The 23,168-nt window shown below is 72.6% G+C and carries 22 protein-coding genes; 9 read left to right on the top strand and 13 right to left on the bottom strand.

Features of this window, described 5'->3' with window-relative positions:
* Positions 1-44: 44 nt before the first annotated feature.
* The gene (locus tag ACYVID_RS01205) at positions 45-1,124 is read left to right on the top strand and encodes an ABC transporter ATP-binding protein (protein WP_460733637.1); all 1,080 of its coding nucleotides are present in this window, start codon (positions 45-47) and stop codon (positions 1,122-1,124) included.
* A 162-nt stretch (positions 1,125-1,286) separates the two neighbouring features.
* Here ACYVID_RS01205 and ACYVID_RS01200 read toward each other — a convergent pair whose 3' ends face one another.
* From ACYVID_RS01200 to ACYVID_RS01180, 5 genes are all read right to left on the bottom strand, one after another.
* Positions 1,287-2,513, bottom strand: a complete 1,227-nt coding sequence (locus ACYVID_RS01200; RefSeq protein ID WP_460733635.1) for an ABC transporter ATP-binding protein — start codon at positions 2,511-2,513, stop codon at positions 1,287-1,289.
* A gap of 4 nt (positions 2,514-2,517) precedes the next feature.
* Positions 2,518-3,351 (bottom strand): carbohydrate ABC transporter permease, encoded by an 834-nt coding sequence (locus ACYVID_RS01195; RefSeq protein ID WP_460733633.1) that lies wholly within the window; start codon positions 3,349-3,351, stop codon positions 2,518-2,520.
* Positions 3,352-3,358: 7 nt separating this feature from the next.
* Complete coding sequence (locus tag ACYVID_RS01190) at positions 3,359-4,315, bottom strand: carbohydrate ABC transporter permease (protein WP_460733631.1); 957 nt, start codon at positions 4,313-4,315, stop codon at positions 3,359-3,361.
* Positions 4,312-5,565: an extracellular solute-binding protein gene (locus ACYVID_RS01185; RefSeq protein ID WP_460733629.1), complete on the bottom strand. Its 1,254-nt coding sequence runs from the start codon at positions 5,563-5,565 to the stop codon at positions 4,312-4,314. The genes ACYVID_RS01190 and ACYVID_RS01185 overlap by 4 nt, the downstream gene beginning before the upstream one ends.
* Positions 5,566-5,716: 151 nt before the next feature.
* On the bottom strand, positions 5,717-6,625 hold the full coding sequence (locus tag ACYVID_RS01180; RefSeq protein WP_460733627.1) for an alpha/beta fold hydrolase: 909 nt from the start codon (positions 6,623-6,625) through the stop codon (positions 5,717-5,719).
* Between the two features lie 98 nt (positions 6,626-6,723).
* Here ACYVID_RS01180 and ACYVID_RS01175 point away from each other — a divergent pair, with 98 nt between their 5' ends.
* On the top strand, positions 6,724-7,560 hold the full coding sequence (locus tag ACYVID_RS01175) for an esterase/lipase family protein (RefSeq protein WP_460733625.1): 837 nt from the start codon (positions 6,724-6,726) through the stop codon (positions 7,558-7,560).
* Between the two features lie 182 nt (positions 7,561-7,742).
* Here ACYVID_RS01175 and glpX read toward each other — a convergent pair whose 3' ends face one another.
* A complete protein-coding gene (gene glpX / locus ACYVID_RS01170; protein ID WP_300642295.1) occupies positions 7,743-8,759 on the bottom strand; it encodes a class II fructose-bisphosphatase in 1,017 nt (338 codons plus the stop codon).
* Positions 8,760-8,875: 116 nt separating this feature from the next.
* On the opposite strand from glpX, the gene ACYVID_RS01165 reads away from it, so the two are divergent.
* Positions 8,876-9,556, top strand: coding sequence for a DUF4245 family protein (locus ACYVID_RS01165; protein ID WP_460733622.1), 681 nt, complete (start codon positions 8,876-8,878; stop codon positions 9,554-9,556).
* A 100-nt stretch (positions 9,557-9,656) separates the two neighbouring features.
* Here ACYVID_RS01165 and ACYVID_RS01160 read toward each other — a convergent pair whose 3' ends face one another.
* Both ACYVID_RS01160 and xseA read right to left on the bottom strand, forming a co-directional pair.
* On the bottom strand, positions 9,657-9,905 hold the full coding sequence (locus ACYVID_RS01160) for an exodeoxyribonuclease VII small subunit (RefSeq protein ID WP_460733620.1): 249 nt from the start codon (positions 9,903-9,905) through the stop codon (positions 9,657-9,659).
* Positions 9,889-11,172 carry an exodeoxyribonuclease VII large subunit gene (gene xseA, locus ACYVID_RS01155; RefSeq protein WP_460733618.1) on the bottom strand — a complete coding sequence of 428 codons (1,284 nt, stop codon included), beginning with the start codon at positions 11,170-11,172 and terminating at the stop codon, positions 9,889-9,891. Before xseA ends, ACYVID_RS01160 begins: the two co-directional genes overlap by 17 nt.
* 45 nt (positions 11,173-11,217) lie before the next feature.
* Between xseA and ACYVID_RS01150 the strand changes: the two genes are divergently transcribed.
* A complete protein-coding gene (locus ACYVID_RS01150) occupies positions 11,218-12,225 on the top strand; it encodes a 4-hydroxy-3-methylbut-2-enyl diphosphate reductase (protein ID WP_300645284.1) in 1,008 nt (335 codons plus the stop codon).
* Between the two features lie 51 nt (positions 12,226-12,276).
* Here ACYVID_RS01150 and ACYVID_RS01145 read toward each other — a convergent pair whose 3' ends face one another.
* A complete protein-coding gene (locus ACYVID_RS01145) occupies positions 12,277-14,169 on the bottom strand; it encodes a cellulose biosynthesis cyclic di-GMP-binding regulatory protein BcsB (protein WP_460733615.1) in 1,893 nt (630 codons plus the stop codon).
* Between the two features lie 196 nt (positions 14,170-14,365).
* On the opposite strand from ACYVID_RS01145, the gene ACYVID_RS01140 reads away from it, so the two are divergent.
* Genes ACYVID_RS01140 through ACYVID_RS01130 form a run of 3 tightly spaced genes read left to right on the top strand, consistent with a single transcriptional unit; the run spans position 14,366 to position 16,166 of the window.
* The gene (locus ACYVID_RS01140) at positions 14,366-14,989 is read left to right on the top strand and encodes an L-threonylcarbamoyladenylate synthase (RefSeq protein WP_460733613.1); all 624 of its coding nucleotides are present in this window, start codon (positions 14,366-14,368) and stop codon (positions 14,987-14,989) included.
* A 25-nt stretch (positions 14,990-15,014) separates the two neighbouring features.
* Entirely contained in the window at positions 15,015-15,923 is a 909-nt protein-coding gene (locus tag ACYVID_RS01135; protein ID WP_460733611.1) for a hypothetical protein, read from the top strand.
* Between the two features lie 9 nt (positions 15,924-15,932).
* Positions 15,933-16,166, top strand: coding sequence for a hypothetical protein (locus ACYVID_RS01130; RefSeq protein ID WP_460733609.1), 234 nt, complete (start codon positions 15,933-15,935; stop codon positions 16,164-16,166).
* A gap of 6 nt (positions 16,167-16,172) precedes the next feature.
* Here the strand turns inward: ACYVID_RS01130 and ACYVID_RS01125 are convergent, their stop codons facing one another.
* Positions 16,173-17,237, bottom strand: a complete 1,065-nt coding sequence (locus ACYVID_RS01125; protein ID WP_460733607.1) for a DNA recombination protein RmuC — start codon at positions 17,235-17,237, stop codon at positions 16,173-16,175.
* 85 nt (positions 17,238-17,322) lie between these two features.
* The gene (locus ACYVID_RS01120; protein ID WP_460733605.1) at positions 17,323-18,105 is read right to left on the bottom strand and encodes an exodeoxyribonuclease III; all 783 of its coding nucleotides are present in this window, start codon (positions 18,103-18,105) and stop codon (positions 17,323-17,325) included.
* A gap of 107 nt (positions 18,106-18,212) precedes the next feature.
* On the opposite strand from ACYVID_RS01120, the gene ACYVID_RS01115 reads away from it, so the two are divergent.
* Together ACYVID_RS01115 and ychF are read left to right on the top strand one after the other, a co-directional pair.
* Positions 18,213-19,040: a M57 family metalloprotease gene (locus ACYVID_RS01115; RefSeq protein ID WP_460733603.1), complete on the top strand. Its 828-nt coding sequence runs from the start codon at positions 18,213-18,215 to the stop codon at positions 19,038-19,040.
* A gap of 87 nt (positions 19,041-19,127) precedes the next feature.
* A complete protein-coding gene (ychF, locus tag ACYVID_RS01110) occupies positions 19,128-20,201 on the top strand; it encodes a redox-regulated ATPase YchF (RefSeq protein ID WP_460733601.1) in 1,074 nt (357 codons plus the stop codon).
* 56 nt (positions 20,202-20,257) lie between these two features.
* Here ychF and ACYVID_RS01105 read toward each other — a convergent pair whose 3' ends face one another.
* Both ACYVID_RS01105 and ACYVID_RS01100 read right to left on the bottom strand, forming a co-directional pair.
* Positions 20,258-20,491, bottom strand: a complete 234-nt coding sequence (locus ACYVID_RS01105) for a hypothetical protein (RefSeq protein WP_460733599.1) — start codon at positions 20,489-20,491, stop codon at positions 20,258-20,260.
* 53 nt (positions 20,492-20,544) lie between these two features.
* Positions 20,545-23,082: a hybrid sensor histidine kinase/response regulator gene (locus tag ACYVID_RS01100; RefSeq protein WP_460733597.1), complete on the bottom strand. Its 2,538-nt coding sequence runs from the start codon at positions 23,080-23,082 to the stop codon at positions 20,545-20,547.
* Between the last annotated feature and the right edge of the window lie 86 nt (positions 23,083-23,168).

The raw sequence follows: 23,168 nt of genomic DNA, 5'->3' as shown, positions 1-23,168 counted from the left end.
ACGGATCGTCCGGCTCGTACCTGCCGGTGAATGGAGACACAGCAATGGCATCGGTGACCTTCGAGAAGGCCCAGCGCTGGTACCCCGGGGCTGACACCCCGGCCGTGCCCGGCATCGACCTGGAGATCAAGGACGGCGAGTTCATGGTGCTCGTCGGCCCGTCCGGGTGCGGCAAGTCCACGACCCTGCGCATGCTCGCGGGCCTGGAGGAGGTGAACTCGGGGACCATCCGGATCGGCGACCGGGACATCACCCACCTCCCGCCCAAGGACCGCGACATCGCCATGGTCTTCCAGAACTACGCGCTCTACCCGCACATGACCGTCGCCGAGAACATGGGCTTCGCGCTCAAGATGGCCAAGATGCCGACCGAGGAGCGCACCAAGCGCGTCGAGGAGGCCGCGCGGATGCTCGGCCTCACCGAGTACCTCGAGCGCAAGCCCAAGGCGCTCTCCGGTGGCCAGCGCCAGCGCGTCGCCATGGGCCGCGCGATCGTGCGCCAGCCGCAGGTCTTCTGCATGGACGAGCCGCTGTCGAACCTCGACGCCAAGATGCGCGTGCAGACCCGCACCGACATCGCCAAGCTGCAGCAGGACCTCGGCATCACCACCGTCTACGTGACCCACGACCAGGTCGAGGCCATGACGATGGGCGACCGGGTCGCCGTCATGAAGCTCGGTGTCCTCCAGCAGGTCGACACCCCGCTCGCGCTCTACGACAAGCCCGCGAACCTCTTCGTCGCCGGCTTCATCGGCTCCCCGCAGATGAACCTCATCGAGGCCGTCGCCAAGGACGGCAAGGCGGTCATCGGCGGCTACGAGGTGCCGGTCGACCCGGTGGCGGCGAAGAAGATGAACGGCCGCATCACCGTCGGCGTGCGCCCGGAGAACTGGCGCATCGTCGGCCCCGGCGAGGGCCTCCCGGTCACCACGACCGTCGTCGAGGAGCTCGGCGCGGACGCCTACGTCTACGGCACCTGCGACGTCGAGGGCACCCCCTCGGCCCTCATCGTGCGTACGTCGGGTCGCAGCCACGGGCGCAAGGGCGAGGTCTTCCACGTCACGACCGACCCGCAGCACGTGCACGTCTTCGACACCGAGACGGGGGAGCGACTCTCCGAGTGACGCTCACTCCGGCGCCGGTTCAACGCTGACTCGGCACCGATTCAAGGCTCACCCGGCGCCAGTTCGACGATCCGTTGAACTGGCGCCGAGTCGCGCTCGCACCAGCGCCGAGTGACGCCCGAACCAGCGCCGAGTGACGCTCGAACCAGCGCCGAGTCGGCCTCAGCCCGCGGCCGCGGGCTGCTCGGCGGCAGCCGCCATGGAGTCCCCGACGATCTGGCCAGCGTGGTCGCGGTCGACGGTGAGGTTCTCGCCGGTGGCGGGGTCGAACAGGTGCATCTTCGAGGCGTCCAGCCAGATCTCGGCCTCGTCGCCCTCGGCGATCCTCGAGGAGCCGTCGAGGGTGACGACCAGCTGGGTGCGCAGGGACTCCCCGTCGAGGTCCTCCTCGAGCTGCTTGAGCTGCTTCTCCACCTCCGGCGGGGCCTCGAAGGGGATGTAGGCGTAGGTCTCGTTGCCGAGCCACTCCACGACCTCGACGCTCGCCTTGAAGCTGGAGGCCGCCACGTCGCCGGACTCCACCAGGGAGGCGTCCTCGAAGTGCTCGGGCCGGATGCCGGCGATGAGCAGGCCGCGGTCGCGTGCCTTGGCCGCCTTCTCCTCCCCGATCTCGACCGTGCCGAAGGGCAGCTTGACGCTGGTCCCCTCCACCTCGGCGGGCAGGAAGTTCATCGGCGGGGAGCCGATGAAGCCGGCGACGAACAGGTTGCCGGGGTTCTCGTAGAGCTCGCGCGGGCTGGCCAGCTGCTGCAGGACCCCGCGCTTGAGCACCGCCACCCGGTCGCCGAGAGTCATCGCCTCGGTCTGGTCGTGGGTGACGTAGACCGTGGTGATGCCCAGCCGCTTCTGCAGTCGGGAGATCTCGGTGCGCATCTGCCCGCGCAGCTTGGCATCGAGGTTGGACAGGGGCTCGTCGAAGAGGAACGCGTCGGCGTCGCGGACGATCGCCCGCCCCATCGCCACGCGCTGGCGCTGGCCACCGGAGAGGTTGCCGGGCTTGCGGTCGAGGTGCTCGTCGAGCTCGAGGGTCTTCGAGGCCGCGCGCACCTTCTCGTCGACCTCGGAGTCCTCGGCGCCGGCCAGCCGCAGCGGGAACGCGATGTTCTCGTAAACCGACAGGTGCGGGTAGAGCGCGTAGTTCTGGAAGACCATCGCCAGGTTGCGGTCGCGCGGGGCCAGGTCATTGACCTTCCGGTCCCCGATGACCAGGTCGCCCGAGGTGATGTCCTCCAGGCCGACGATCATCCGCAGCAGCGTCGACTTCCCGCACCCTGACGGGCCGACCAGGATGACGAACTCCCCGTCGGCGATCTCGATGGAGACGTCGTTGACGGCCGGGAAGCCGTCGCCGTACTTCTTGACGATGTTCTTCAGGCTGATGGCGGCCACGGGGTCATCCCTTCACTGCGCCGGACGTCAGCCCGGCGACGATCTTGCGCTGGAACAGCAGGACGATCACGACGATGGGGATGGTCGCGATGACGGCGGCGGCGGCGAGCAGGCCGGCGGGCCGTTGGAACGGGTCGGGCCCGACGAAGAACGACAGCGCCGCGGGGATGGGGCGGGCGTTCTCGGTGGAGGTGAGCGTGATGCCGAAGACGAAGTCGTTCCAGGCGAAGAAGAACGTCAGGATCGCGGCGGTGAAGACCCCCGGCGCGGCCAGCGGCACGATCACCTTGCGGAAGGCCTGCCAGGACGTCGCCCCGTCGACCTGGGCGGCCTGCTCCATCTCCCACGGGATCTCGCGGAAGAACGCCGACAGCGTCCAGATCGCCAGCGGCAGCGTGAACGACATGTAGGGCAGGATCAGCCCCGGCCAGGTGTCGTAGAGGCCGATGGTGCGCCACAGGTCGAAGAGCGGGCTGACCAGCGAGACCACCGGGAACATCGCGATCGCCAGCGCGGTGGTGAGCACCATCTTCTTGCCCGTGAACTCCAGGCGCGCGATGGCGTACGCCGCCAGCGTGGCGATCATGACCGACAGCAGCGTCGCGATGAGGCTGATGCCGATGGAGTTGATGATCGCCCGGCGGAACTGGTCGTCCTCCCACACCGCGCGGTAGTTGTCCAGGCCGGTGAAGGAGTCCAGCGGCAGGAAGCCCGGGTCGGAGCCGTTGGAGACCGCCGACTGGCTCTTGAAGGACAGGGCGAGGATCCAGGCCACGGGGAGCAGGCACCACGCGAGCACCAGCACCACCCCGACGGCGAGACCGATCTTCTGCTTCACGGGTGCCTCACTCCCCTCGGGCCTGGGCCAGGTCGACGCGGAAGAGCTTCACGATGAGGAAGGCCACCAACAGCACCGAGAGGAACAGCAGCACTGCCAGCGCCGAGCCCATGCCGAGCTGGAACTGCTCGATGCTCTGGCGGTAGGTCAGGAACGAGATCGACTCGGTGCCCTGGGCACCGGCGGTCATGACGAAGATGTTGTCGAAGATGCGGTAGGCGTCCAGCGCCCGGAAGAGCACCGCGACCATGATCGCGGCCCGCATGTTGGGGATGACGACCTTCCACATCCGTTGCCACCACGTGGCGCCGTCGACCTTGGCGGCCTCGACCATGTCCTCGCTGACCTGGGCGAGGCCGGCCAGCAGCAGCAGCGACATGAACGGCGTGGTCTTCCAGATCTCGCTCACCATGATCGCGATCACCGCCGGGACGGTGTCCCCGAACCAGTTGAAGTCGGCGTCGATGAACGGTAGCCAGCCGTTGACGAAGCCGTTCTGGTAGGTGAAGGCGAACTGCCAGGCGAAGCCGGAGACGACGGTGATGATGCCGTACGGGATGAGGATGGAGGTCCGGATCAGCCCCCTCGCGAAGATCACGCGGTGCATGACCAGCGCGAAGGCGAAGCCGATGACCAGCTCGAAGGCCACCGTGACGACCATGTAGAGGACGGTGACCCCGATGTCGCGCCAGAAGAGCTGGTCGGTCAGCGCCGTGACGTAGTTGCTGATCCCGATGAACTCCCGCTCCTCGGGCGCGGTCAGCGAGTAGCTGTAGAAGGAGAGCCACAGCGCCCGCAGGATCGGGAACGCGGTGACCACGAGCATCACGACGACGGCGGGGGCGACCAGCCGCCGACCGAGACTGTTCTCGTGCCGCGCGCGCTCGGTCAGTTCGGGTGGGGTGCGCTTGCCCTTCGGTCCCTTCGTGGCGTCGGTCTCGGGTGTGGCGACGGTGGTGGTCACAGCAGGGCCTTCCCCTCGAGCACGGCCTGGAGGTACTCCTCGGACTCCTCCGGGGTGGACTGCGGGTCCACCTCGGCCGGCGGGTGCCAGGTGGCCTGGATGGCCCCGGACACCGTGGCGTAGAACGCGCTCTTCGGGCGCGGGCCGCCCTCGTCGACGCTGGTGCGGAAGAGCTCCAGCAGGTCGGGCGGGTAGGCATCGGCGAGCTGGGGTGCGTCGTACCCCGACTGGGTGGCCGGCATCAGCCCGTCGGTGACGGCGAGCTCGACCTGGTTCTCGACGCTGGTGATGCAGGCGGCGGCCTCGCGGGCGAAGTCGGGGTACGGCGTGAACGCACCCACCCCGATGTCGATGCCGCCGACCGGCGGCGCGGACTCCTCGCCCTCGACGGTGCGGGGGTAGCGCGCCCAGCCGAGGTCCTTGAACTGCTCCTGGGTGTAGTCGTTGGCGTCCGAGGGTTCGTAGTTCTTGTAGACGAAGGTCCAGTTCGTCATGAACTCACCGGGGGTGTCCGGGCCGTACATGTAGGCCAGCGCCGTGCCCTCGTTGGAGACCGACAGGTCGCCCTGGGCGGCCTCGGAGGAGGCCAGCTTCTCGATGATGCGCGCGGCCTCGGTGGCCGCCTCGGTGTCGAGGGTGACCTCGGCGTCCCGGCCCTCCTGGGGGTTCTCGATGACCTGGCCGCCGGCGCCCTCGATCATCGCGTTGATCCACACGACGTACGCCTCGTACTTGTTGGCCTGCACCCCGACCGTGGCGCCCTCGACCGAGGCGGCGGCCTCGATCACCTGGTCCCAGGTGACCGGCTGGCTCATGTCGAGCCCGGCCTCCTCGGCCAGCGACTTGCGGAACCACAGCACCTGGGTGTTGGCCCACAGGGGTGCCGCGTAGATGCCGTCGTCCCAGCGCACCGTCTCCGCGATCCCCTCGAGGGTGTCGTCGGTGACGGTGTCCTCGGGCAGCTCCAGCAGCCACCCGGCGTTGGCGAACTCCGGCACGAAGACCGGGTCGAGGTTCATCAGGTCGGTCTGGGAGTCCTCGGCGGCGAGGCGCCGCGCCAGCTGCACGCGTTGGTCGGTGGCGCTGGTGGGCAGCAGCCGGGTCTCGATGTCGTAGTCGTCGGTGCTGCACCGCTCGGCGATCGCCGCCAGCGTCTCCTGGCCGTCGGGGTTGAGGTACCACGTCAGCGTCGGCTTGCCCTCGGACCCGCACGCGGCGAGCGTCGAGGCCAGGGCCACCCCCAGTCCCACGGCCAGGGTCGCCCTGGCCCGTCTCCGCGGCCGTGGCCTGCTCCGAGTCGCCGGTCTCATCCCTCTGGTCTAGGCCATGGGAGCAGACCGGCGCCTCACCCCGTGCGTGCCTGGCCCGGGTCAGGCGGCTCGAGGCCGGGTCGGTCGCGGGTCAGTCGCGGGAAGCGGCGCGGTCCGCCGTACGCCGGATGCCGGCCGCGTAGGTCTCGAACAGCGCCGAGGGCAGGTCGTGGCCCATGCCGTCGACGAGCAGCAGCTCCGCGTCGGGGACGGCCGCCGCGGTGGCCCGGCCGCCGGAGACGTGCACCATCTTGTCCGCGGTGCCGTGCACGACCAGGGTCGGCACTCGCAGGCTGCGCAGCCGCGGACCGCGGTCGGGCTGGGTCAGGATGGCCATCACCTGACGCATCGTGCCGTCCTGGCTGACGCCGTGCTCGTAGGTCTCCTCGGCCCGCGCGCGCATCTCGGCCTCCGCCATCGGGTAGCCCGGGGAGCCGATCGCCGACCACAGCCGCACGCTGCGCTCGACGTACGCCGCCTTGTCGGCGCGGCTGCCCGACAGCATCGGCAGCAGCAGCGAGGGGTGCTGCCAGCCGACCGTGCGGCGGCCGGTGCTGGACATGATGCTGGTCAGCGAGCGCACCCGGCGCGGAGCCGCGAGCGCCATCGTCTGGGCGATCATCCCGCCCATCGACACCCCCGCGACGTGCGCGGAGTCGATGCCGAGGTGGTCGAGCAGGCCCAGGCCGTCGGCGGCCATGTCGTCCAGCGAGTAGGGCGCCCGGGCCGGCAGTCCGGCGAAGGCACGCACGAGCGCGCCCTGTCCGACCCGGCCGCGCAGCCGCGAGGAGCGGCCGGCGTCGCGGTTGTCGAAGCGCACCACGTGGAAGCCGTCGGCGGCGAGCATCCGGCACAGCTCCTCGTCCCACCAGGTCAGCGGCCCGCCGAGCCCCATGACGAGCAGCAACGGGTCGCCGTCGGGGTCGCCGAAGGTCTGGTAGCACAGCTCCACGCCCGTGCTGACGGGCGCGCGGAGGAGGTCGGACACCGGAAGGGCCATGCCGCTAGTAGACCGTAGGAGCCATCTTTGGAACCACGTTGGTCCGTTTCGGCGTGGTTCACCTCACAGGGGGTGGTTGGACGCCATAGCGTTGAAACATGAAGAAGAACCCGGTGGCGTCGTTCCTGCTGCCCGACGACTTCCGTCGGCCGCCGCTGGTCCGGATGCTCCACGAGGGCCGGCTGGTGGGGGAGGCCTCCCGCCACGCCGTGCGCGGCGTCACCGACCGCCGCACCCGCACGCCGTACGCCGGCAGCCACCCCGTCCGCGACGCCGACCCGGTTCTGCTGGTCCCCGGGTTCATGGCCGGCGACTACACGCTGGCGCCGCTGGCCCGGACGCTGCGCCGCCAGGGGTTCCGCACCTACCGCGCCGGCATCGTGCTGGCCAACAGGTCCTGCACCCTCGACACCGCCGAGATGCTCGAGGCCCGGCTGGAGGCGATCGTGGCCCGCCGCGAGCAGCGCGTGCAGATCGTCGGCCACAGCCTCGGCGGGATGCTCGCCCGCGGCCTGGCCGCGCGCCGCCCCGACCTGGTCAGCGGCATCATCACCCTGGGCAGCCCGGTGCTGGCCCCCGGCGCCCACCACCGCGCGCTCGGCGTGCTCGTGCTCGGCCTCGTCGGGCTCTCCAAGGTCGGCGTCGGCGGGGTCATGACCGAGACCTGCGTCGGTGGGGACTGTGCGCTGCAGTCCTTCGAGGAGGCGAAGCTCGAGCTGCCCGCGGGGATCGGCTACACCGCGATCTACTCCCGCAACGACGGCATCATCGACTGGCGCGCCTGCCTGGACCCGGCCGCCGAGCACGTCGAGGTCCGCGCCTCGCACGTCGGCATGGCCGTGGACCCCCGCGTCTCCGACCAGGTGCTCACCGCCCTCGCCGCCCACCGCGCCCAGGCCCAGACCCGGGCCGGGCTGCGGATCGCCTCCGCCTGATCCGGGCCGGCTCGGACGTCTCGGCGCTCGGGGCGGGCTGGGCCGGGTTTGTCGGCTCCCCGACAAACCCGGAAGTGCGACGACGAAGCTTTGTCGTGGGGCTTCCGGGTCTCGACCACAACCCCCGGCGGCGCGGGCTGGGTTTGTCGGCTCCCCGACAAATCGTGCCGCGGCGCGACCCCTCAGCGGTCGAAGTCGACGGCGGAGTACGCGCGGAGCTTGGACAGCTGGTGCTCGGAGCGGATGGTGCGGATCGTGCCGCTGCGCGAGCGCATGACCAGCGACTCGGTGGTCACCGAGCTGGAGGAGTAGCGCACGCCCTCGAGCAGCTCGCCGTCGGTGATGCCGGTGGCGACGAAGAAGCAGTCGTCGCCGGTGACGAGGGTGTCGGTGTCGAGGACGGCGTCGAGGTCGAGGCCCGCGTCGATGGCGCGCTGGCGCTCGGCGTCGTCGGTGGGCCAGAGCCGGCCCTGGATCACGCCACCCATGCACTTCATCGCGCAGGCGGTGATGATGCCCTCCGGGGTGCCGCCGATGCCGAGCAGCAGGTCGACGCCGGTGTCGGGGCGGGCGGCCATGATCGCGCCGGCCACGTCGCCGTCGGAGATGAACTTGATCATCGCGCCGGTCGCGCGGATCTCCTCGGCCAGCTTCTCGTGGCGCGGGCGGTCGAGCAGGACGACCTTGACGTCCTCGGGGCGCTTGCCCTTGGCCTTGGCGACGGCCTCGATGTTCTCGGCGACCGAGGCGCGGATGTCCACGACGTCGGCGGCCTCGGGGCCGGTGACGAGCTTCTCCATGTAGAAGACCGCGGACGGGTCGTACATCGATCCGCGGGGCGACACCGCCAGCACCGAGACGGCGTTGGTCATGCCCTTGGCCGTCAACGTGGTGCCGTCGATCGGGTCGACCGCGACGTCGCACTCGGGCCCGGTGCCGTCGCCGACCTCCTCGCCGTTGAAGAGCATCGGGGCGTTGTCCTTCTCGCCCTCGCCGATGACGACGGTGCCGCGCATGCCGATGGTGGAGATGAGGACCCGCATCGCGTTGACCGCGACGCCGTCGGCGCCGTTCTTGTCGCCGCGTCCGACCCAGCGGCCGGCGGCCATGGCGGCGGCCTCGGTGACGCGCACCAGCTCCAGTGCGAGGTTCCGGTCGGGGGACTGCGGGGCGACCTGGAGGCCGACGGGCTCGCTCATGGGCGCATGGTAGCGGTCGCGGGACCCGGTCCGACCCGCGCTGGAGCGCGGCCGAGACCGTTCCCGCGGCACCGGCAGGGTGGGGGCGACAACCGTTCACCTGTGAGGATGAGGGGGTGAGCCAGACGAGCCCTCCCACCGGTCAGCCCGATGGTCCCAGCGCCGGCCAGAGCGCCGGCCAGAGCGCCGGTCAGGCCGGTGGCCAGCCTGGTGGCCAGGCGATCGGCATCCCCGCGGGCCGCCCGGGGCGCTACAACCGCTCGTTCGGCGGCCTGGTCGGCGCGATGATCGTGATGGTGGTCGTGGTGGTCCTGACCTGGCTGGCGCTGGGCCTGTTCCGCGACGAGGCGGAGTTCGAGCCGCTGCCCATCGACTACGAGTCCTCCGTGCAGGCGCTGGTCGACAACGACGCGGCGCTGGCCTACCCCGAGCAGCTGCCGACGGGCTGGCGGGTCAACAACCTCGCCTACTCACCCGACGGCCCGGTGTTCACCCTCGCCCTGCTCACCGACGACAGCGACTTCGCGGGGGTATACCACGCCCCCGAGGAGGCCGAGGACCTCGAGGACGTGCTCGACCGGCTGGTCGACGAGAACGCCCGCGAGGGCGACCCGGTCGAGCTGACCGACGGCGAGGGCACCACCAGCACGTGGCAGGTGTGGACCGACGAGGGCGGCGACACGGCGTACGTGCGGGTGGAGGAGCAGCAGGGCGAGCCGGTCCTGACGATGGTCTACGGCTCGGCGCCCGCGGAGGACCTGCGCACCGTCGTGGGTTCCCTGCTCACCGCAGGCTGAGCCGTCGGGCCGGCCGGGCGCGGCCCGGCGAGGCGAAGGTCCGGCTGGTACCAGTCGGACCTTCCCGGCACCGCGGCTGACCGGGCCGACCGGGCCGGGCTCAGGACTCCTCGGCGGCCAGCACCTCGTCGAGCCGGGCCCGTGCCCCGTCGAGCCAGCGCTGGCAGACCCGGGCGAGCTCCTCGCCGCGCTCCCAGAGCGCGAGGGACTCCTCGAGCGTCGTGCCGCCCGCCTCGAGCCGGCGTACGACGTCGACGAGCTCCTCCCGGGCCTCCTCGTAGGACGTGCCCTGGTCGGACGTGCCCTGGTCGGGCGTGCCCTGGCCCGACACGTCAGCCTGCTTGCTCATCGTGCTCCTCGGAGTCGCTCGGGTCGTGCGGGTCAGTGGACAGATCGGGGTCCGGCTCGGTGCGCACTGTGGTGGCGTGGACCCGACCGCCGGCGACCCGCACGCTGACCGGGTCGCCGGGGGCGAGGCCGGTGACGGAGGTCAGCACGTGCCCGTCGGCGTCCTGGAGCACGGCGTACCCACGGCGCAGGGTCTCCAGCGGGGACAGCGCCCGGGCCCGGGCCCGCTGGTGGGCCAGGTCGTCGCTCGCGCGGTCGAGCCGGTGCCCGAGGGTGCGGCGGGCGCGGTCGCGCAGCAGCTCCAGCTCGGTGACCCGCTCGGCGACCAGCGTGCGGGGGTCGGCCAGCGCGGGTCGTGAGCGCAGCGCGTCGAGGGCGTGCTGCTCGCGCACGACCGTGCCGCGGACCAGCGTGCGCAGCCGGTCGCGCGCCCACTCGACCCCGCGCAGCTCCTCGGCGACGTCGGGCACGACCAGCTTGGCGGCGTCGGTGGGGGTGGAGGCACGGACGTCGGCGACCAGGTCGAGCAGCGGCGCGTCCTGCTCGTGGCCGATCGCGGAGACGACAGGGGTGGTCATCCGGTGCACCACCCGGACCAGACCCTCGTCGGAGAAGGGCAGCAGGTCCTCGACCGAGCCACCGCCGCGGGCGACGACGACCACGTCGACCTCCGGGTGCCGGTCGAGCCTTTCGAGGGCCTCGATCACCTCGGGGGCGCAGCGGGTGCCCTGCATGGCGGCGGCCGCGACCTCGAAGCGGACCGCCGGCCAGCGGCGGCGGGCGTTCTCCAGCACGTCGCGCTCGGCGGCGCTGCCCGGCGAGGTGACCAGGCCGACGCAGCGGGGCAGGAAGGGCAGGTCGCGCTTGCGGTCGGCGGCAAAGAGCCCCTCGGCGGCCAGCAGCTGGCGGCGCTGCTCGAGCCGCGCCAGCAGCTCGCCGAGGCCGACCATCCGGATCTCGCGGGCCTGCAGCGACAGGGTGCCGCGGTTGGCGTAGTAGGACGGCTTGGCGTGCACGACGATGCTCGCGCCCTCGACCAGCGGGGTGGCCAGCCCGTCGACGTACGACCGGGCGGCGGTGACGGTGATGGAGATGTCGGCCACCGTGTCGCGCAGGGTCAGGAAGACCGTGGCCATGCCGGGCCGCCGGCTGAGCTGGGCGACCTGGCCCTCGACCCAGACCGCGCCGAGCCGGTCGATCCACCCGCCGATGGCGTTGGCGACCGTGCGCACCGCGACGGGCGCGGCGGGGGAGGTCTCCAGGGCCATGCGGCGAGGTTAGAGGGTGGTGCCGACGCCCGTACGATGGCAGGCATGACGACCGACATGGGCATGCCGCCGGTGCTGACCCCGGACGAGGCCGACAAGGCGGTGCTGCTCGCAGCACCCCGGGGCTACTGCGCCGGTGTCGACCGAGCCGTCGTCACCGTCGAGAAGGCGCTCGACCTCTACGGCGCCCCGGTCTACGTCCGCAAGCAGATCGTGCACAACAAGCACGTCGTCTCCGACCTCGAGGCCCGCGGCGCGATCTTCGTCGAGGAGCTCGACGAGGTGCCGGAGGGCCAGACCGTCGTGTTCTCCGCCCACGGCGTCAGCCCCGCGGTGCACGACCAGGCCGCCGAGCGGCAGCTCAAGACCATCGACGCCACCTGCCCGCTGGTCACCAAGGTCCACCACGAGGCCCGCCGCTTCGCCTCCGACGACTACGACATCCTCCTGATCGGCCACGCCGGGCACGAGGAGGTCGAGGGCACCGCGGGCGAGGCGCCCGAGCACATCCAGCTGGTCGAGGGCCCCTGGGACGTCGACAAGATCGAGGTCCGCGACCCCGCCAAGGTCGCCTGGCTGTCGCAGACCACGCTCTCGGTCGACGAGACCCTGGAGACGGTCGCTGCGATCCGCGAGAAGTTCCCGCTGCTGCTCGACCCGCCCAGCGACGACATCTGCTACGCCACCCAGAACCGCCAGCTCGCGGTCAAGGAGATCGCCAAGGACGCCGACCTCGTGATCGTCGTCGGCTCCGGCAACTCCTCCAACTCCGTGCGCCTGGTCGAGGTCGCCCTCGAGGCCGGGGCCAAGGCCTCCTACCGCGTCGACGACGCCAGCGAGATCGACGAGGCCTGGCTCGACGGCGTGCGCACCGTCTCGGTCACCTCCGGCGCGAGCGTGCCCGAGGCGCTGGTCGACGGCGTGCTGGAGTTCCTCGCCGAGCGCGGCTACCCCGACGCCAAGGCCGTGCAGACCGCCGAGGAGTCGCTCATCTTCGCCCTGCCCAAGGAGCTGCGCCGCGACCTCAAGGCCGCGGCCGCCGCCCAGGGCTGAGACCCGAGGCCGCCCCCCCTCCGACGTACGCCGCCGGGCGGTCGCGCCGGGTCAGCCGGCCTTGCCCGTGCTGGGCTCCGCCATGGCACGCCGGCGGCGCTCGCGGCGCACCATGGCGACGACCTGCGTGACCAGCAGCAGCCCGAGGACCACCGCGGCGGCGACGAGGTAGGGCGCGTAGGCGTTCTCCCGCTCGGGCTCGCTCGTCGGGTCCGAGGGCGGGGCCGGGTCCGTGGTGATCGGCTCGCCGGAGCCGGGCAGGACGAGCGCGCCGCCGGTCCAGGCGGCCGCGCCGCGGTCGTTGACCCGGTCGAGCAGCCGGTCGACGAGCGGTCCGGCGTCGGCCTGGGCCTCCCGGGGCGCCCAGGCCCCGAGCAGCAGCAGGTCGCGGTCGCGGTGCCGCACGGCCTGGAGCGCGGCGAACGGCTCGTCCAGGGGCAGCGCGTCCAGCCCGCCGCCGGCCTCGAGTGCCACCGGTGCCTGCACGGCCAGGGTGTCCTGGCCGTCGGCGTCGACGAGGAGGCCGGGCCGGTCGTCGGCGAGCAGGTCGTCGGCGTCCACCAGCTCGACCGCGAGCGGCAGGCCGGCGAGGCGCTGGAGCGCGGCGACGAGCCGGGCGGCCCGCAGCGTCTCCGTGACACGCGAGCGGCCGTCGGTCGCCACTCCCACGTTCAGCCTCCCCTCGAGGGCTGCGGGGAACCGGCCGAGCCCGGCGCGCGGGGTGGCGTCCCGCTCGTCCGGGGCGACCGGGGTGACGGTACTGCGGGCACCGTCGAGCTCCACGGAGACCGGGAGGGTCGAGGCCGCCTCGGCGCAGCCGCCCGCCGGGGCCGCGGCGAGCGAGACCTCGAGGGTGCTGCCGGGGCCGACGCGGTCGGCCGGCACAGTGACGGGGAGGTCGAGCGTGCTGCCCTCGTCGGCGGCGAGGTTGCGGGACTCCAGCAGCGCACCATCGATCCGCACGTCCACCCGCGCGGTCGTGCCGTCAGCCACTGCGGTGCGGGACCCGACCAGCCGCACCTCGAGGTCGGCGCCCGGGCCGTCGAGGAGGTCGCGCGGGAGCGGCACCTCCAGGGTGGTGGTGCCCCACCCGGCCAGGGTGGCGGCGGGCGTGCCGAGCTCGTCGAGGGTCAGGGGCTCGCCGCCCGTGGAGGTCGCCGGACCGCGCGCTGCAGCTGGCTCGCGCACGGCGTCGCGCACGACCTCGACCAGCTCGGGGCCGGGTCCGCGCAGCGCGAGCGTCCACAGTCCGAAGCGCTGCTCGATCCCGCGGCTCAGGGTCTGGCCGGGCTCGAGCCGCACGACCCGCTGGCCCGCACCGACGCGGGGCAGCACGGCGTCGGCGGTCGACATCGCGACGGGCACGTCCTTGCCGTACCTCCTGCTGAGCAGCGCGACCACCTGCAGCCCGGCCTCGAGCAGGTCGTCGCGGGCCGAGCCCGGCACCACGACGTCGACCCGGTTGACGGCCGCGCCGAGGAAGGCGCGCTCGGTGCTGGGTGCACGCTCCGCGCCGCCGTGGAGCAGCCGCAGGTCGGAGAGGGTGGCCGCCACGCCCGGCGGAGCGCACCCGCCTGCCCACTGCAGGGTCACGGGGAGCCGACCGTCGCGGTCGAGGTCCGAGCGGCGCACGACGGTGCGCACCAGCTGGCGCGGCTGGGCGGGCAGGGTCTCGGCGACCCGGTCGCCGACCAGCACCTGGAGCCGTCCGGCGCCCGTGGGGGCGGGCACCCCGGGCTCGACGGCGGCCACGCGGACCGTGCCGACGAGCCGCCGCAGGACCACGCCCTCGGGCACCGGCACCAGCACCGTCCGGCGCTCGACCTGCGTGGTCGAGAGCTCTCCGGGCAGCCGCGCCTCGGCGGCGTACGCCGTTGACGGCCCGCCCGGGAAGCCTGCCGGTCCGGGCGCCAGCCCGACCCCGACGACCAGGGCCGCCGCCACGGCGACGAGGGCCGCGACGGATCGGCTGCGTCGTGGGCGGGCACCTCCGACCGGGCCCCTGCGTCCGGACCGCCGATCGTCGGACCGCGTGACAGCACCCTGCTCCACTGCTGCACCCCCCAGTGCTGGCGTCGGCCCCATGCGCGACGTCCTCGGGTGAGAGAAGTACCCGGTGCGGGCATAGGATCACACCCTTGTGGCGCGTTACCTGGATCTCCATCCCGTCGACCCCCAGCCCCGCCTCGTGGGGCAGGTGGTCGCCGCCCTGCGCGACGACGACGCCCTGATCGCCTACCCCACGGACTCCGGCTACGCGCTGGGCTGCCGGGTGGGCAACCGCGAGGGCCGCGACCGGATCCTGCGGATCCGCGGCCTCGACGACCGGCACCACTTCACCCTGGTCTGCGCCGACTTCGGCCAGCTGGGCCAGCTGGTGCACGTCGACAATGCAGCCTTCCGGGCCATCCGGTCCTGCACCCCGGGGCCCTACACGTTCATCCTCCCCGGCACGCCCGAGGTCCCGCGGCGGCTGCTGCACCCCAAGAAGAAGACCGTCGGCGTGCGCATCCCCGACCACCCGGTCGTGGCCGCGATCCTGGCCGAGCTCGGGGAGCCGCTGCTGTCGAGCTCGTTGATCCTGCCCGGCGAGACCGAGCCGCGCACGATGGGCTGGGAGGTCAAGGAGGACCTCGACCACCAGGTCGACATCGTCATCGAGGCCGGCGAGGTCCCGGCCGAGCCGACGACCGTCGTGGACTGGTCCGAGGGGGCCCCCGAGGTGCTTCGGCACGGTGCGGGGGACCCGTCTCGGTTTGAGTAGACGAGACGAGTGGGAGGAACGCCCTGTGACCTGGAACACCCGCGCCCGTACCCGCACGCTCGCCCCCGTCCTCCTGACTGCTGTCACCGCCTGCGCCGTCGCCGCCGTGCCGATGCAGGCGGCCTCGGCCTCCGACTCCTCGCCGGCCACTTCCACGGTGACGGGCGCCAGGACAGGCGCTGAACCGGCGTTGACCTCCGAGAACCAGGCCGTGGTCGACGCCTTCGAGGAGCGGCTGCGGGCGGCGACCGACGAGACCGCGGCTGCCGCGCAGGTCGGCTGGGAGACGACGCGCACCGACGACTTCAGTGGCGAGGTGCTGACCTACACCACCGCGCTGGACCCGGTGGCGAAGGTCGCGCGGGAGCAGGCACCGGCCGAGCTGGGGTCCGGGGTCACCCTGTTCGACCTCCGACGCTTCCGGGCGTTCGAGGACCTGCCTGCGCTGACCGACCAGGTCGACGTCCGACGAGTGCGCAGCGTGCTGCCGGACGAGCGGGTGTGGGTGCGGGACGAGCTCGAGCCCGACCGGTACAGCAGCGAGCACCCGAGTCGCTTCCTGCTGCTGCTCGCCGGTGACCTGGGTGCCGTCGGGGTGGCGGCGATCGCCCGGATCGCCGAGGACGAGGGGCTGCCCCTGGTCTCGAGCAGGACCCCCACGGGAGCGGGTGGTGAGGAGCTGCGGCTGGAGGCCGGCGAGTCCGGAGAGGCGGGTCTGGTGGCCGTCGCCTTCGACGCCGACGGCGCGCTGGTGTCCTACGAGGAGGAGCTCACGAGCCCGGGTGTCGACGGCGGGCGGGAGACGACGACCCTGACGCACGCCTGGGAGTACGGCGAGCAACAGCTGGCCCTGCCCGAGAAGGGCACGAGCGTGCGCCAGGAACGCGTCGTCGACCTGCTGCGTGCCCAGTCACGTGCCGACGTGGCCGACTAGGTCAGCCTGTTGGCCCTCGGCACGTCGAGCACCCCCCGGCAGCTGGTCCGGCGCGCTCGTGGCGGCGACGTCCCGACCTACACCCGGCTCACGGCGCGGGTCCTGCCGGGCCGCCTGGTCTCGCTGCGGTACCGCGACGCGGAAGCGGGGCTGACCCACACGATCCTGTTCCGGGTGGAGCGGGGCGAGGTCAGCATCGTGGACCGCACCACGGAGGCCTTCCAGCCCCTGTGGGTCGGCTGACCGTGGTCAGCCGACCTCCGGCACCGGGTCCTCGCCCGCCCGGCGCTCCTCGCCTCTACGTTCCACGGCCCGCAGGTCCACCGGCCTCGGGGCCGGCAGCTCCTCGTCGGTGACGGCGAGCTCGGTGAAGCGCCGGGCCGAGACGAGCACCCGGGAGTCCAGCGAGCCCACGGCGGCGTTGTAGGAGCCGACGGCGGCGTTGAGGCTGCGCCCGACCCGGTCGAGGTGGCCGTCGAGGGTCTGCAGCCGGCTGTGGAGCTCGCGGCCGAGGCGGTGGATCTCCTGCGCCTGGGCGGCGAGCGCCTCGTGCTGCCAGCCGTGGGCCACGGTGCGGAGCAGTGCGATGAGCGTGGTGGGGGAGGCGAGCACGACCTGCCGGGACGCGGCGTGCTCGAGTAGACCGGGGTCGGCGTCGAGCGCGGCCGACAGGAAGGACTCGGCCGGCACGAAGAGCACGACGAACTCCGGTGTGCCGTCCAGGGCCCGCCAGTAGGCCTTCGACCCGAGCTGGTCGACGTGCGTGCGCACCTGGCGGGCGTGCCGCTGCAGGTGGTGGTCGCGCTCGGCGTCGTCGCCGGCCGCGGTGGCATCGAGGTAGGCGTCCAGCGGGACCTTGGCGTCCACGACCACGTCGCGTCCACCCGCGAGGTGCACCACCAGGTCGGGGCGCAGCGCACCCCGCTCGAGCCGCACCTGCTCGGAGAAGTCGCACCGGTCCACCAGCCCGGCGAGCTCGACGGTGCGCCGCAGGTGCAGTTCGCCCCAACGTCCACGCACCTGCGGGCGGCGCAGCGCGGTCGTGAGCTGGTGGGTCTCGCGGCGCAGGCCCTCGGCGCTGCGGCGCACGTCGTCGACCTGCTGGTGCAGCTGGCCCTGCCACGAGGACCGTGCGTGCTCGAGGTCGCGCAGGTGGTCGTGGAGGCGGTCCAGGCCCTCCAGCACATCGTGCACCTCCGGGTCCACCGCGGCGGCCGGGCGCCGCAGCACCCCGAGAGCCAGCCCCAGCGCGAGGCCGAGGCCGATCCCGACGAGCAGCACCAGAAGCAGCGCGAGGGTGGTGGAGAGGCTCATGGCGCCATGGTGGCGGCGGCCACCGACAACCACGGCCGAGCCGCTCCCACGCGTGTCGCCGAGCGCGCGGGCAGCCGCAGCGGGCTCAGTCGGCCAGGTCGACGACCACCGGCGCGTGGTCCGAGGGGTTGCCGGTGCCCTGGGCCGGGTCGCGCTCGTCGCGATCGACGAAGGCGCCGGTGACCCGCGCGGCCAGGTCGGGCGAGCCCAGCACGAAGTCGATCTTGAGGCCGCGGTCGCGCTCGAAGCGCTGGCGGTAGTAGTCCCAGTAGGTGTAGCCCGGCGCGTGCTCGCGGGTGACCTCGGCCCACCCGTCGTCGAGGAAGCGCTGGAACGCCGCACGCTCGGGCGGCGTGACGTGGGTGCTGTTCCTGAACTGGCTGACGTCGAAGACGTCGTCGTCGGTCGGGCAGATGTTCCAGTCGCCGACCATCGCGGTCGGGGTGCCCAGCCAGTCGCCGGCGGCCTCGCGCAGCCGCGCCAGCCAGTCGAGCTTGTAGACGTAGTGCGGGTCGGCCGGCTTGCGGCCGTTGGGCACGTACAGGCTCCACACCCGTACGCCGCCGCAGACCGCCCCGAGCGCCCGGGCCTCCGCGGCGAGCGGCTCGCCGTAGCCCGGCATCCCGGGGAAGCCGACCGTGACGTCCTCGAGGCCGACCCGGCTCACGATCGCCACGCCGTTCCACTGGTCGTGCCCGACGGCCGCGACGTCGTACCCGCGCGACTGCAGGCCCATGAGCGGCAGCTGGTCCTCGCGGGCCTTGGTCTCCTGCAGGGCCAGGACGTCGACCTCGTGCCGGTCGAGGAAGGCCTCCACGCGGTCGATGCGGGTCCGGAGGGAGTTGACGTTCCAGGTGGCCAGGCGCACCGGCTCATCTTCCTGCATTGCAGAAAGGTGAGCCGACGCGACCCTTCCGGACCGGTGCGGCAGCGGGTTGGACTGCACGGCACACCGACCCTGGAGGGAACACCCACATGAAGCACCGCACCACCGGCGCCCTGGTCGCGGCCACCGCCGCCCTGGCCGCCACCGCCTCGATGCTCGGCTCCACGACCGCGAGCGCCGCCACCGAGGACAGCGCCCCCACCTACCAGCAGTTCAAGGCCGAGACCTTCGTCGACACCGACCGCCAGTACATCGTCAACGGCGACGAGCCGGTGATGAGCGACGGCGGACTGCGCCAGTTCTACGACGACATGGTCGGGCACAAGCACACCGGCCGGAAGATCGAGGACGGCCTCGTGGTCAACACCGTCAGCGGTCGCGACGACAAGTGGAGCCAGGCGCAGGTCGGCGATCTCACCTACTGCGTCTCCACGAAGTTCGGCGCCGACTACGCCCGCACCGTCCAAGCGATGGCCGACGGCGCTGCGCAGTGGGAGGCCGCCTCCTCGGCGATCGACTTCGTCCACGTGCCCAGCCAGGACTCCAGCTGCAGCACCCGCAACAACTCCGTGCTCTTCTCGGTCGAGCCAGTGCGCACCTCGCAGTACATCGCGCGCGCCTTCTTCCCCAGCACCCCCAAGCGCTCGCGCAACGTGCTGGTCGACGACTCGATCTGGACCTCGGGCTCGTGGACGCCGTCCAACATCATGGCCCACGAGCTCGGGCACACCCTGGGCTTCCGCCACGAGCACACGCGGCCGGAGTCGGGCACCTGCTTCGAGGACAACAACTGGCGTCCGCTGACCGCCTACGACTCGGCCTCGATCATGCACTACCCGCAGTGCAACGGGTCCTCGGACGACCTGAGCATGACCGCGACCGACCGGCAGGGCGCGGCGGCGCTGTACGGCGCGTGAGGCCCTGCTCTTGAGGGGCTGACCGAGCCGGCGTACGCCGGCCTGTGATTGGGAGGGCCACGGGCGCGAGACCTAGACTCGCCGCCCGTGGCCCTCACCATCGGCATCGTCGGACTGCCCAACGCCGGCAAGTCCACCCTCTTCAACGCCCTGACCAAGAACGACGTGCTCGCCGCGAACTACCCGTTCGCCACGATCGAGCCCAACGTCGGCGTGGTCGGCGTGCCGGACCCCCGGCTCCCGGTGCTGGCGGAGATCTTCGGCTCCGAGCGGCAGCTCCCGGCGACGGTCGAGTTCGTCGACATCGCCGGCATCGTCCGTGGCGCCTCCCAGGGCGAGGGCCTCGGCAACAAGTTCCTCGCCCACATCCGCGAGTCCGCGGCGATCTGCCAGGTGACCCGGGTCTTCCGCGACGAGGACGTCACCCACGTCGACGGCGAGGTCAACCCCGCCAACGACATCTCCACCATCCAGACCGAGCTGATCCTCGCCGACCTCGAGACCGTGGACCGGGCGGTCGTGCGGCTGGAGAAGGAGTCGCGCAAGGTCAAGGAGCTCGTGGCCAACCTGGAGGCGGCCGAGGAGGCCAAGGAGGCGCTGGAGTCGGGCACCCCGATCATCAGCACCTCGATCGACCGCTCGCTGCTGCGCGAGCTGTCGCTGCTGACGGCCAAGCCGTTCATCTACGTCTTCAACTGCGACTCCGACGAGCTGGCCGACGAGGAGCTCAAGGCCCGGATGCGCGAGATCGTCGCACCGGCCGAGGCGATCTTCCTCGACGCCAAGTTCGAGTCCGAGCTGGTCGAGCTCGACGACGAGGAGGCCGCGGAGTTCCTCGCCGAGGCCGGCGTCACCGAGCCCGGTCTCGAGGTCCTGGCCCGCGTCGGCTTCGCCACCCTCGGCCTGCAGACCTACCTGACCGCCGGCCCCAAGGAGTCGCGCGCCTGGACGATCAAGCAGGGCGCCACCGCCCCGCAGGCCGCCGGCGTCATCCACACCGACTTCGAGAAGGGCTTCATCAAGGCCGAGGTCGTCTCCTTCGACGACCTCGTCGCCGCGGGCTCGATGGCCAAGGCCAAGGAGGCCGGCAAGGTCCGCATGGAGGGCAAGGACTACGTCATGGCCGACGGCGACGTCGTGGAGTTCCGCTTCAACGTCTGAGGCGCGCCGAGCACCGTCGACCGTGCGCAGGCCTTCTCCTGCGCCGAGCCGCGGACTCAGGTGTTGTAGCGCGCATAGGTGAGCAGCGCGACCACCCCCACCACCAGCACGACGATGCCGACCACGGCCAGCAGGGCCGGGGCCAGTGGTCGCCGCTGCGCGTTGAGAGGCTGGTTCACGCTGGGGCGCCGGCGGTGCTCGTCGGGTCGCAACGGGTGCTCGGGGTCGTAGGGACGCTGGGGGTGCTCGGGGTCGTAGGGACGCTGGGGGTGCTCGGGGTCCGGGTGCATGGGACATCCGTGCCCGTTCGCAGCGGCCGGGTGCTCGCCCGAGTGGGTGGGAATCAGGGCGCCCGGGCCACCCAGCGGTCCAGGGCCGCCCCGAGGTCGGCGGGCGTGACCGGCTTGGGCACGAAGTCGTCCATGCCCGCGGCCGTGCACCGCTCGCGCTCGCCCTCGGTCACGCTGGCCGTCATCGCGAGCACCGGCACCCGCGGCCGCCCCTGGGTCAGCTCGCGCAGCCGGAGCTCGCGCGTGGCGTCATACCCGTCGAGGACGGGCATCTGGCAGTCCATCAGCACCGCGACGTACGCCGTGTGCTCGAGCGCGTCGAGGGCCTCGCGGCCGTCACCGGCCACGTCGGCGTCGTAGCCCAGCGAGGCGAGGATGCCCTCGGCGACGACCTGGTTGACGTCGTTGTCCTCGACCACCAGCACTCGGGGGCGGACGGCGCCGCTGCTGTCGGGAGCGCTGTCCGCCGGGGCGGCGGGGACCGGCGCCGCGGTCTCCGGCGCCGACGGGGCCAGCAGCGCCGAGAGCAGGCCGCGCAGCCGCGACATCGGCAGCGGCTTGGCGAGGATCTCGCGCACCCCGGCGTCCCAGGCCTCGTCCTGGTCGACCTCGGTGTCGGAGGTGAGCAGCACCAGCCGCGGCCCGGACAGGTCGGGGGTCGTGGTGATGGTCCGCGCCAGCTCCAGCCCGTCGACCTCGGGCATGCACAGGTCCAGCAGCACCACGTCGTACGCCGCCTGCGACCCGCGCATCCGGGCGACCGCCTCCGCGGCGGACCCGACGGTGTCGACGTCCATGCCCCAGGCGCCCAGCTGCCCGTCGAGCACCATGAGGTTGGTGGCGTTGTCGTCGACGACGAGCGCGCGCAGTCCCTCGAGCGGCTCCTGCGAGGCGGGCCGGACCGTCGGCGGTTGCTCGGCGGCCAGCAGCGGCAGCCGGAACCAGAAGGTGCTGCCCTCCCCGGGGGTGCTGTCGACGCCGATCGTGCCGCCCATCGCGGCGGTGAGCCGGGCGCAGATCGCCAGCCCCAGCCCGGTGCCGCCGTAGCGACGGGTCGTGGAGGAGTCGGCCTGGGTGAAGGGGTCGAAGAGCCGCTCGCGACGGTTCTCGGCCAGGCCGATGCCGGTGTCGCGGACCTGGAACCGCACGACCGGGGCCTCGGGGGTGCCGCCGTCGAGGTGGGCGCTGATCACGACCTCCCCGTGGTGGGTGAACTTCACGGCGTTGGTGGCGAGGTTGAGCAGCACCTGGCGCAGCCGGCCGGGGTCGCCGCGCAGGGCCGCCGGTACCTCGGGGGAGCAGTAGGCCAGCAGCTCCAGCCCGCGGGCCCGGGCCGGTTCGGCGACGATCGCGGCGACGTCCTCGACGACCTCGGCGAGCAGGAAGTCGATCGACTCCAGCTCCACCGCACCGGCCTCGACCTTGGAGAAGTCCAGGACGTCGTTGATGATCCCGAGCAGCGCGTCGCCCGCGGTCTGCACGCCGCGGGCGTACTCCCGCTGCCGCTCGTCGAGGTCGGTGCCGAGCAGCAGCCCGGTGAGGCCGATGACGCCGTTCATGGGGGTGCGGATCTCGTGGCTCATCGTGGCGAGGAAGGCCGACTTGGCGCGCGAGGCGGCCAGCGCCTCGTCGCGGGCCTGCGCCAGCTCCAGCGTGGTGCGGCGCTGCTCCTCCAGCAGCGACCAGGTGCGCAGCATCGCGAGCCCGACGAGCACGACCATCCCGCCGCCCGCGGCGACCGCGCTCGCGAGCTGGTCGTCGGCGACGTCGACGACGAGCATCGCGGTCGGGACCAGGAGCGGCAGGACGGCCACCAGCAGCCGCGGGGTCACCGAGGGGAGCGGGTCCGCGGCGCGGCGCGAGGAGGGGCGGGTGCGGGTCAGCACCGCCCACGCCATGGCGAGCGCTCCCAGCATCCAGCCGAGGTCGAGCGCGGCGTCGACGACGGCGGTGGACTCCACCAGGAGGAAGCCGATGTCCGAGAGCAGCCACGCGGCGACCCCCAGCCCGAGGGCAGGCCCGACGACGGACCGCGCCTCGCGCACCCACAGCACGCGCAGGATCAGGCCGAGCAGCGTGGCGTCGAGGACGGGGTAGGCCGCCCAGACCAGCCGGGTTCCCCAGCCCACCGAGGTGTCGTCGAGGATCCCCTGGACCGCCAGTTCCCAGAGCACGAGCAGGCAGACGACCACGATCGTCGCGGCGTCGACGGCCCCGTCCAGGCGCAGGTGGCCGCGGTCGGTGCGGAGCAGGGCCAGGACCAGGGCGGCGCCGAGGAGCACGTAGGAGAAGAGGTACAGGGCGTCGGCGGCCGAGACGTCCGGCTCGCCCACGGTCCAGTAGTAGCCGTACCAGACGAGGTCGGCCAGCGCCGTGGACACGATCGCACCGGTGACCAGGAGGCCGAGGGTGCGGCCCAGCCCGGTGCGGCCGCGGGTGCCCCACCAGGCCACGGCCCCGGCACCGAGCATCACGACGAGGTACCCCACGTCGTACGTCGTGCTGGGGGCGACCGCGTGCTGCACCGACAGCAGGAGGGCGAGCGCGACCAGGGCGGCGACCGCGCCGCGGGCGTTCACCCACCCCTGCATCCGGCTGCTCCTCTTCTCGCGCGTCGCGTCCGCCACCTGCCTGTGACCCCAGCGTGCCGCAAGTGCGGCGCCGCCGCCGGAGTATC

The organism is Nocardioides ginkgobilobae, from assembly GCF_054781275.1.
Note: the sequence above shows the minus strand (reverse complement) of the source record. Positions and strands in the feature narration are given on the sequence as shown.

Bases quoted from the DNA above. Each gene is read 5' to 3' on its own strand.
- ACYVID_RS01115 (WP_460733603.1), top strand. From the start codon at position 18,213: ATGAAGCACCGCACCACCGGCGCCCTGGTCGCGGCCACCGCCGCCCTG.
- ACYVID_RS01100 (WP_460733597.1), bottom strand. From the start codon at position 23,082: ATGCAGGGGTGGGTGAACGCCCGCGGCGCGGTCGCCGCCCTGGTCGCG.
- ACYVID_RS01160 (WP_460733620.1), bottom strand. From the start codon at position 9,905: ATGAGCAAGCAGGCTGACGTGTCGGGCCAGGGCACGCCCGACCAGGGC.
- xseA (WP_460733618.1), bottom strand. From the start codon at position 11,172: ATGGCCCTGGAGACCTCCCCCGCCGCGCCCGTCGCGGTGCGCACGGTC.
- glpX (WP_300642295.1), bottom strand. From the start codon at position 8,759: ATGAGCGAGCCCGTCGGCCTCCAGGTCGCCCCGCAGTCCCCCGACCGG.
- ACYVID_RS01205 (WP_460733637.1), top strand. From the start codon at position 45: ATGGCATCGGTGACCTTCGAGAAGGCCCAGCGCTGGTACCCCGGGGCT.
- ACYVID_RS01175 (WP_460733625.1), top strand. From the start codon at position 6,724: ATGAAGAAGAACCCGGTGGCGTCGTTCCTGCTGCCCGACGACTTCCGT.
- ACYVID_RS01125 (WP_460733607.1), bottom strand. From the start codon at position 17,237: ATGAGCCTCTCCACCACCCTCGCGCTGCTTCTGGTGCTGCTCGTCGGG.
- ACYVID_RS01105 (WP_460733599.1), bottom strand. From the start codon at position 20,491: ATGCACCCGGACCCCGAGCACCCCCAGCGTCCCTACGACCCCGAGCAC.
- ACYVID_RS01150 (WP_300645284.1), top strand. From the start codon at position 11,218: ATGACGACCGACATGGGCATGCCGCCGGTGCTGACCCCGGACGAGGCC.
- ACYVID_RS01180 (WP_460733627.1), bottom strand. From the start codon at position 6,625: ATGGCCCTTCCGGTGTCCGACCTCCTCCGCGCGCCCGTCAGCACGGGC.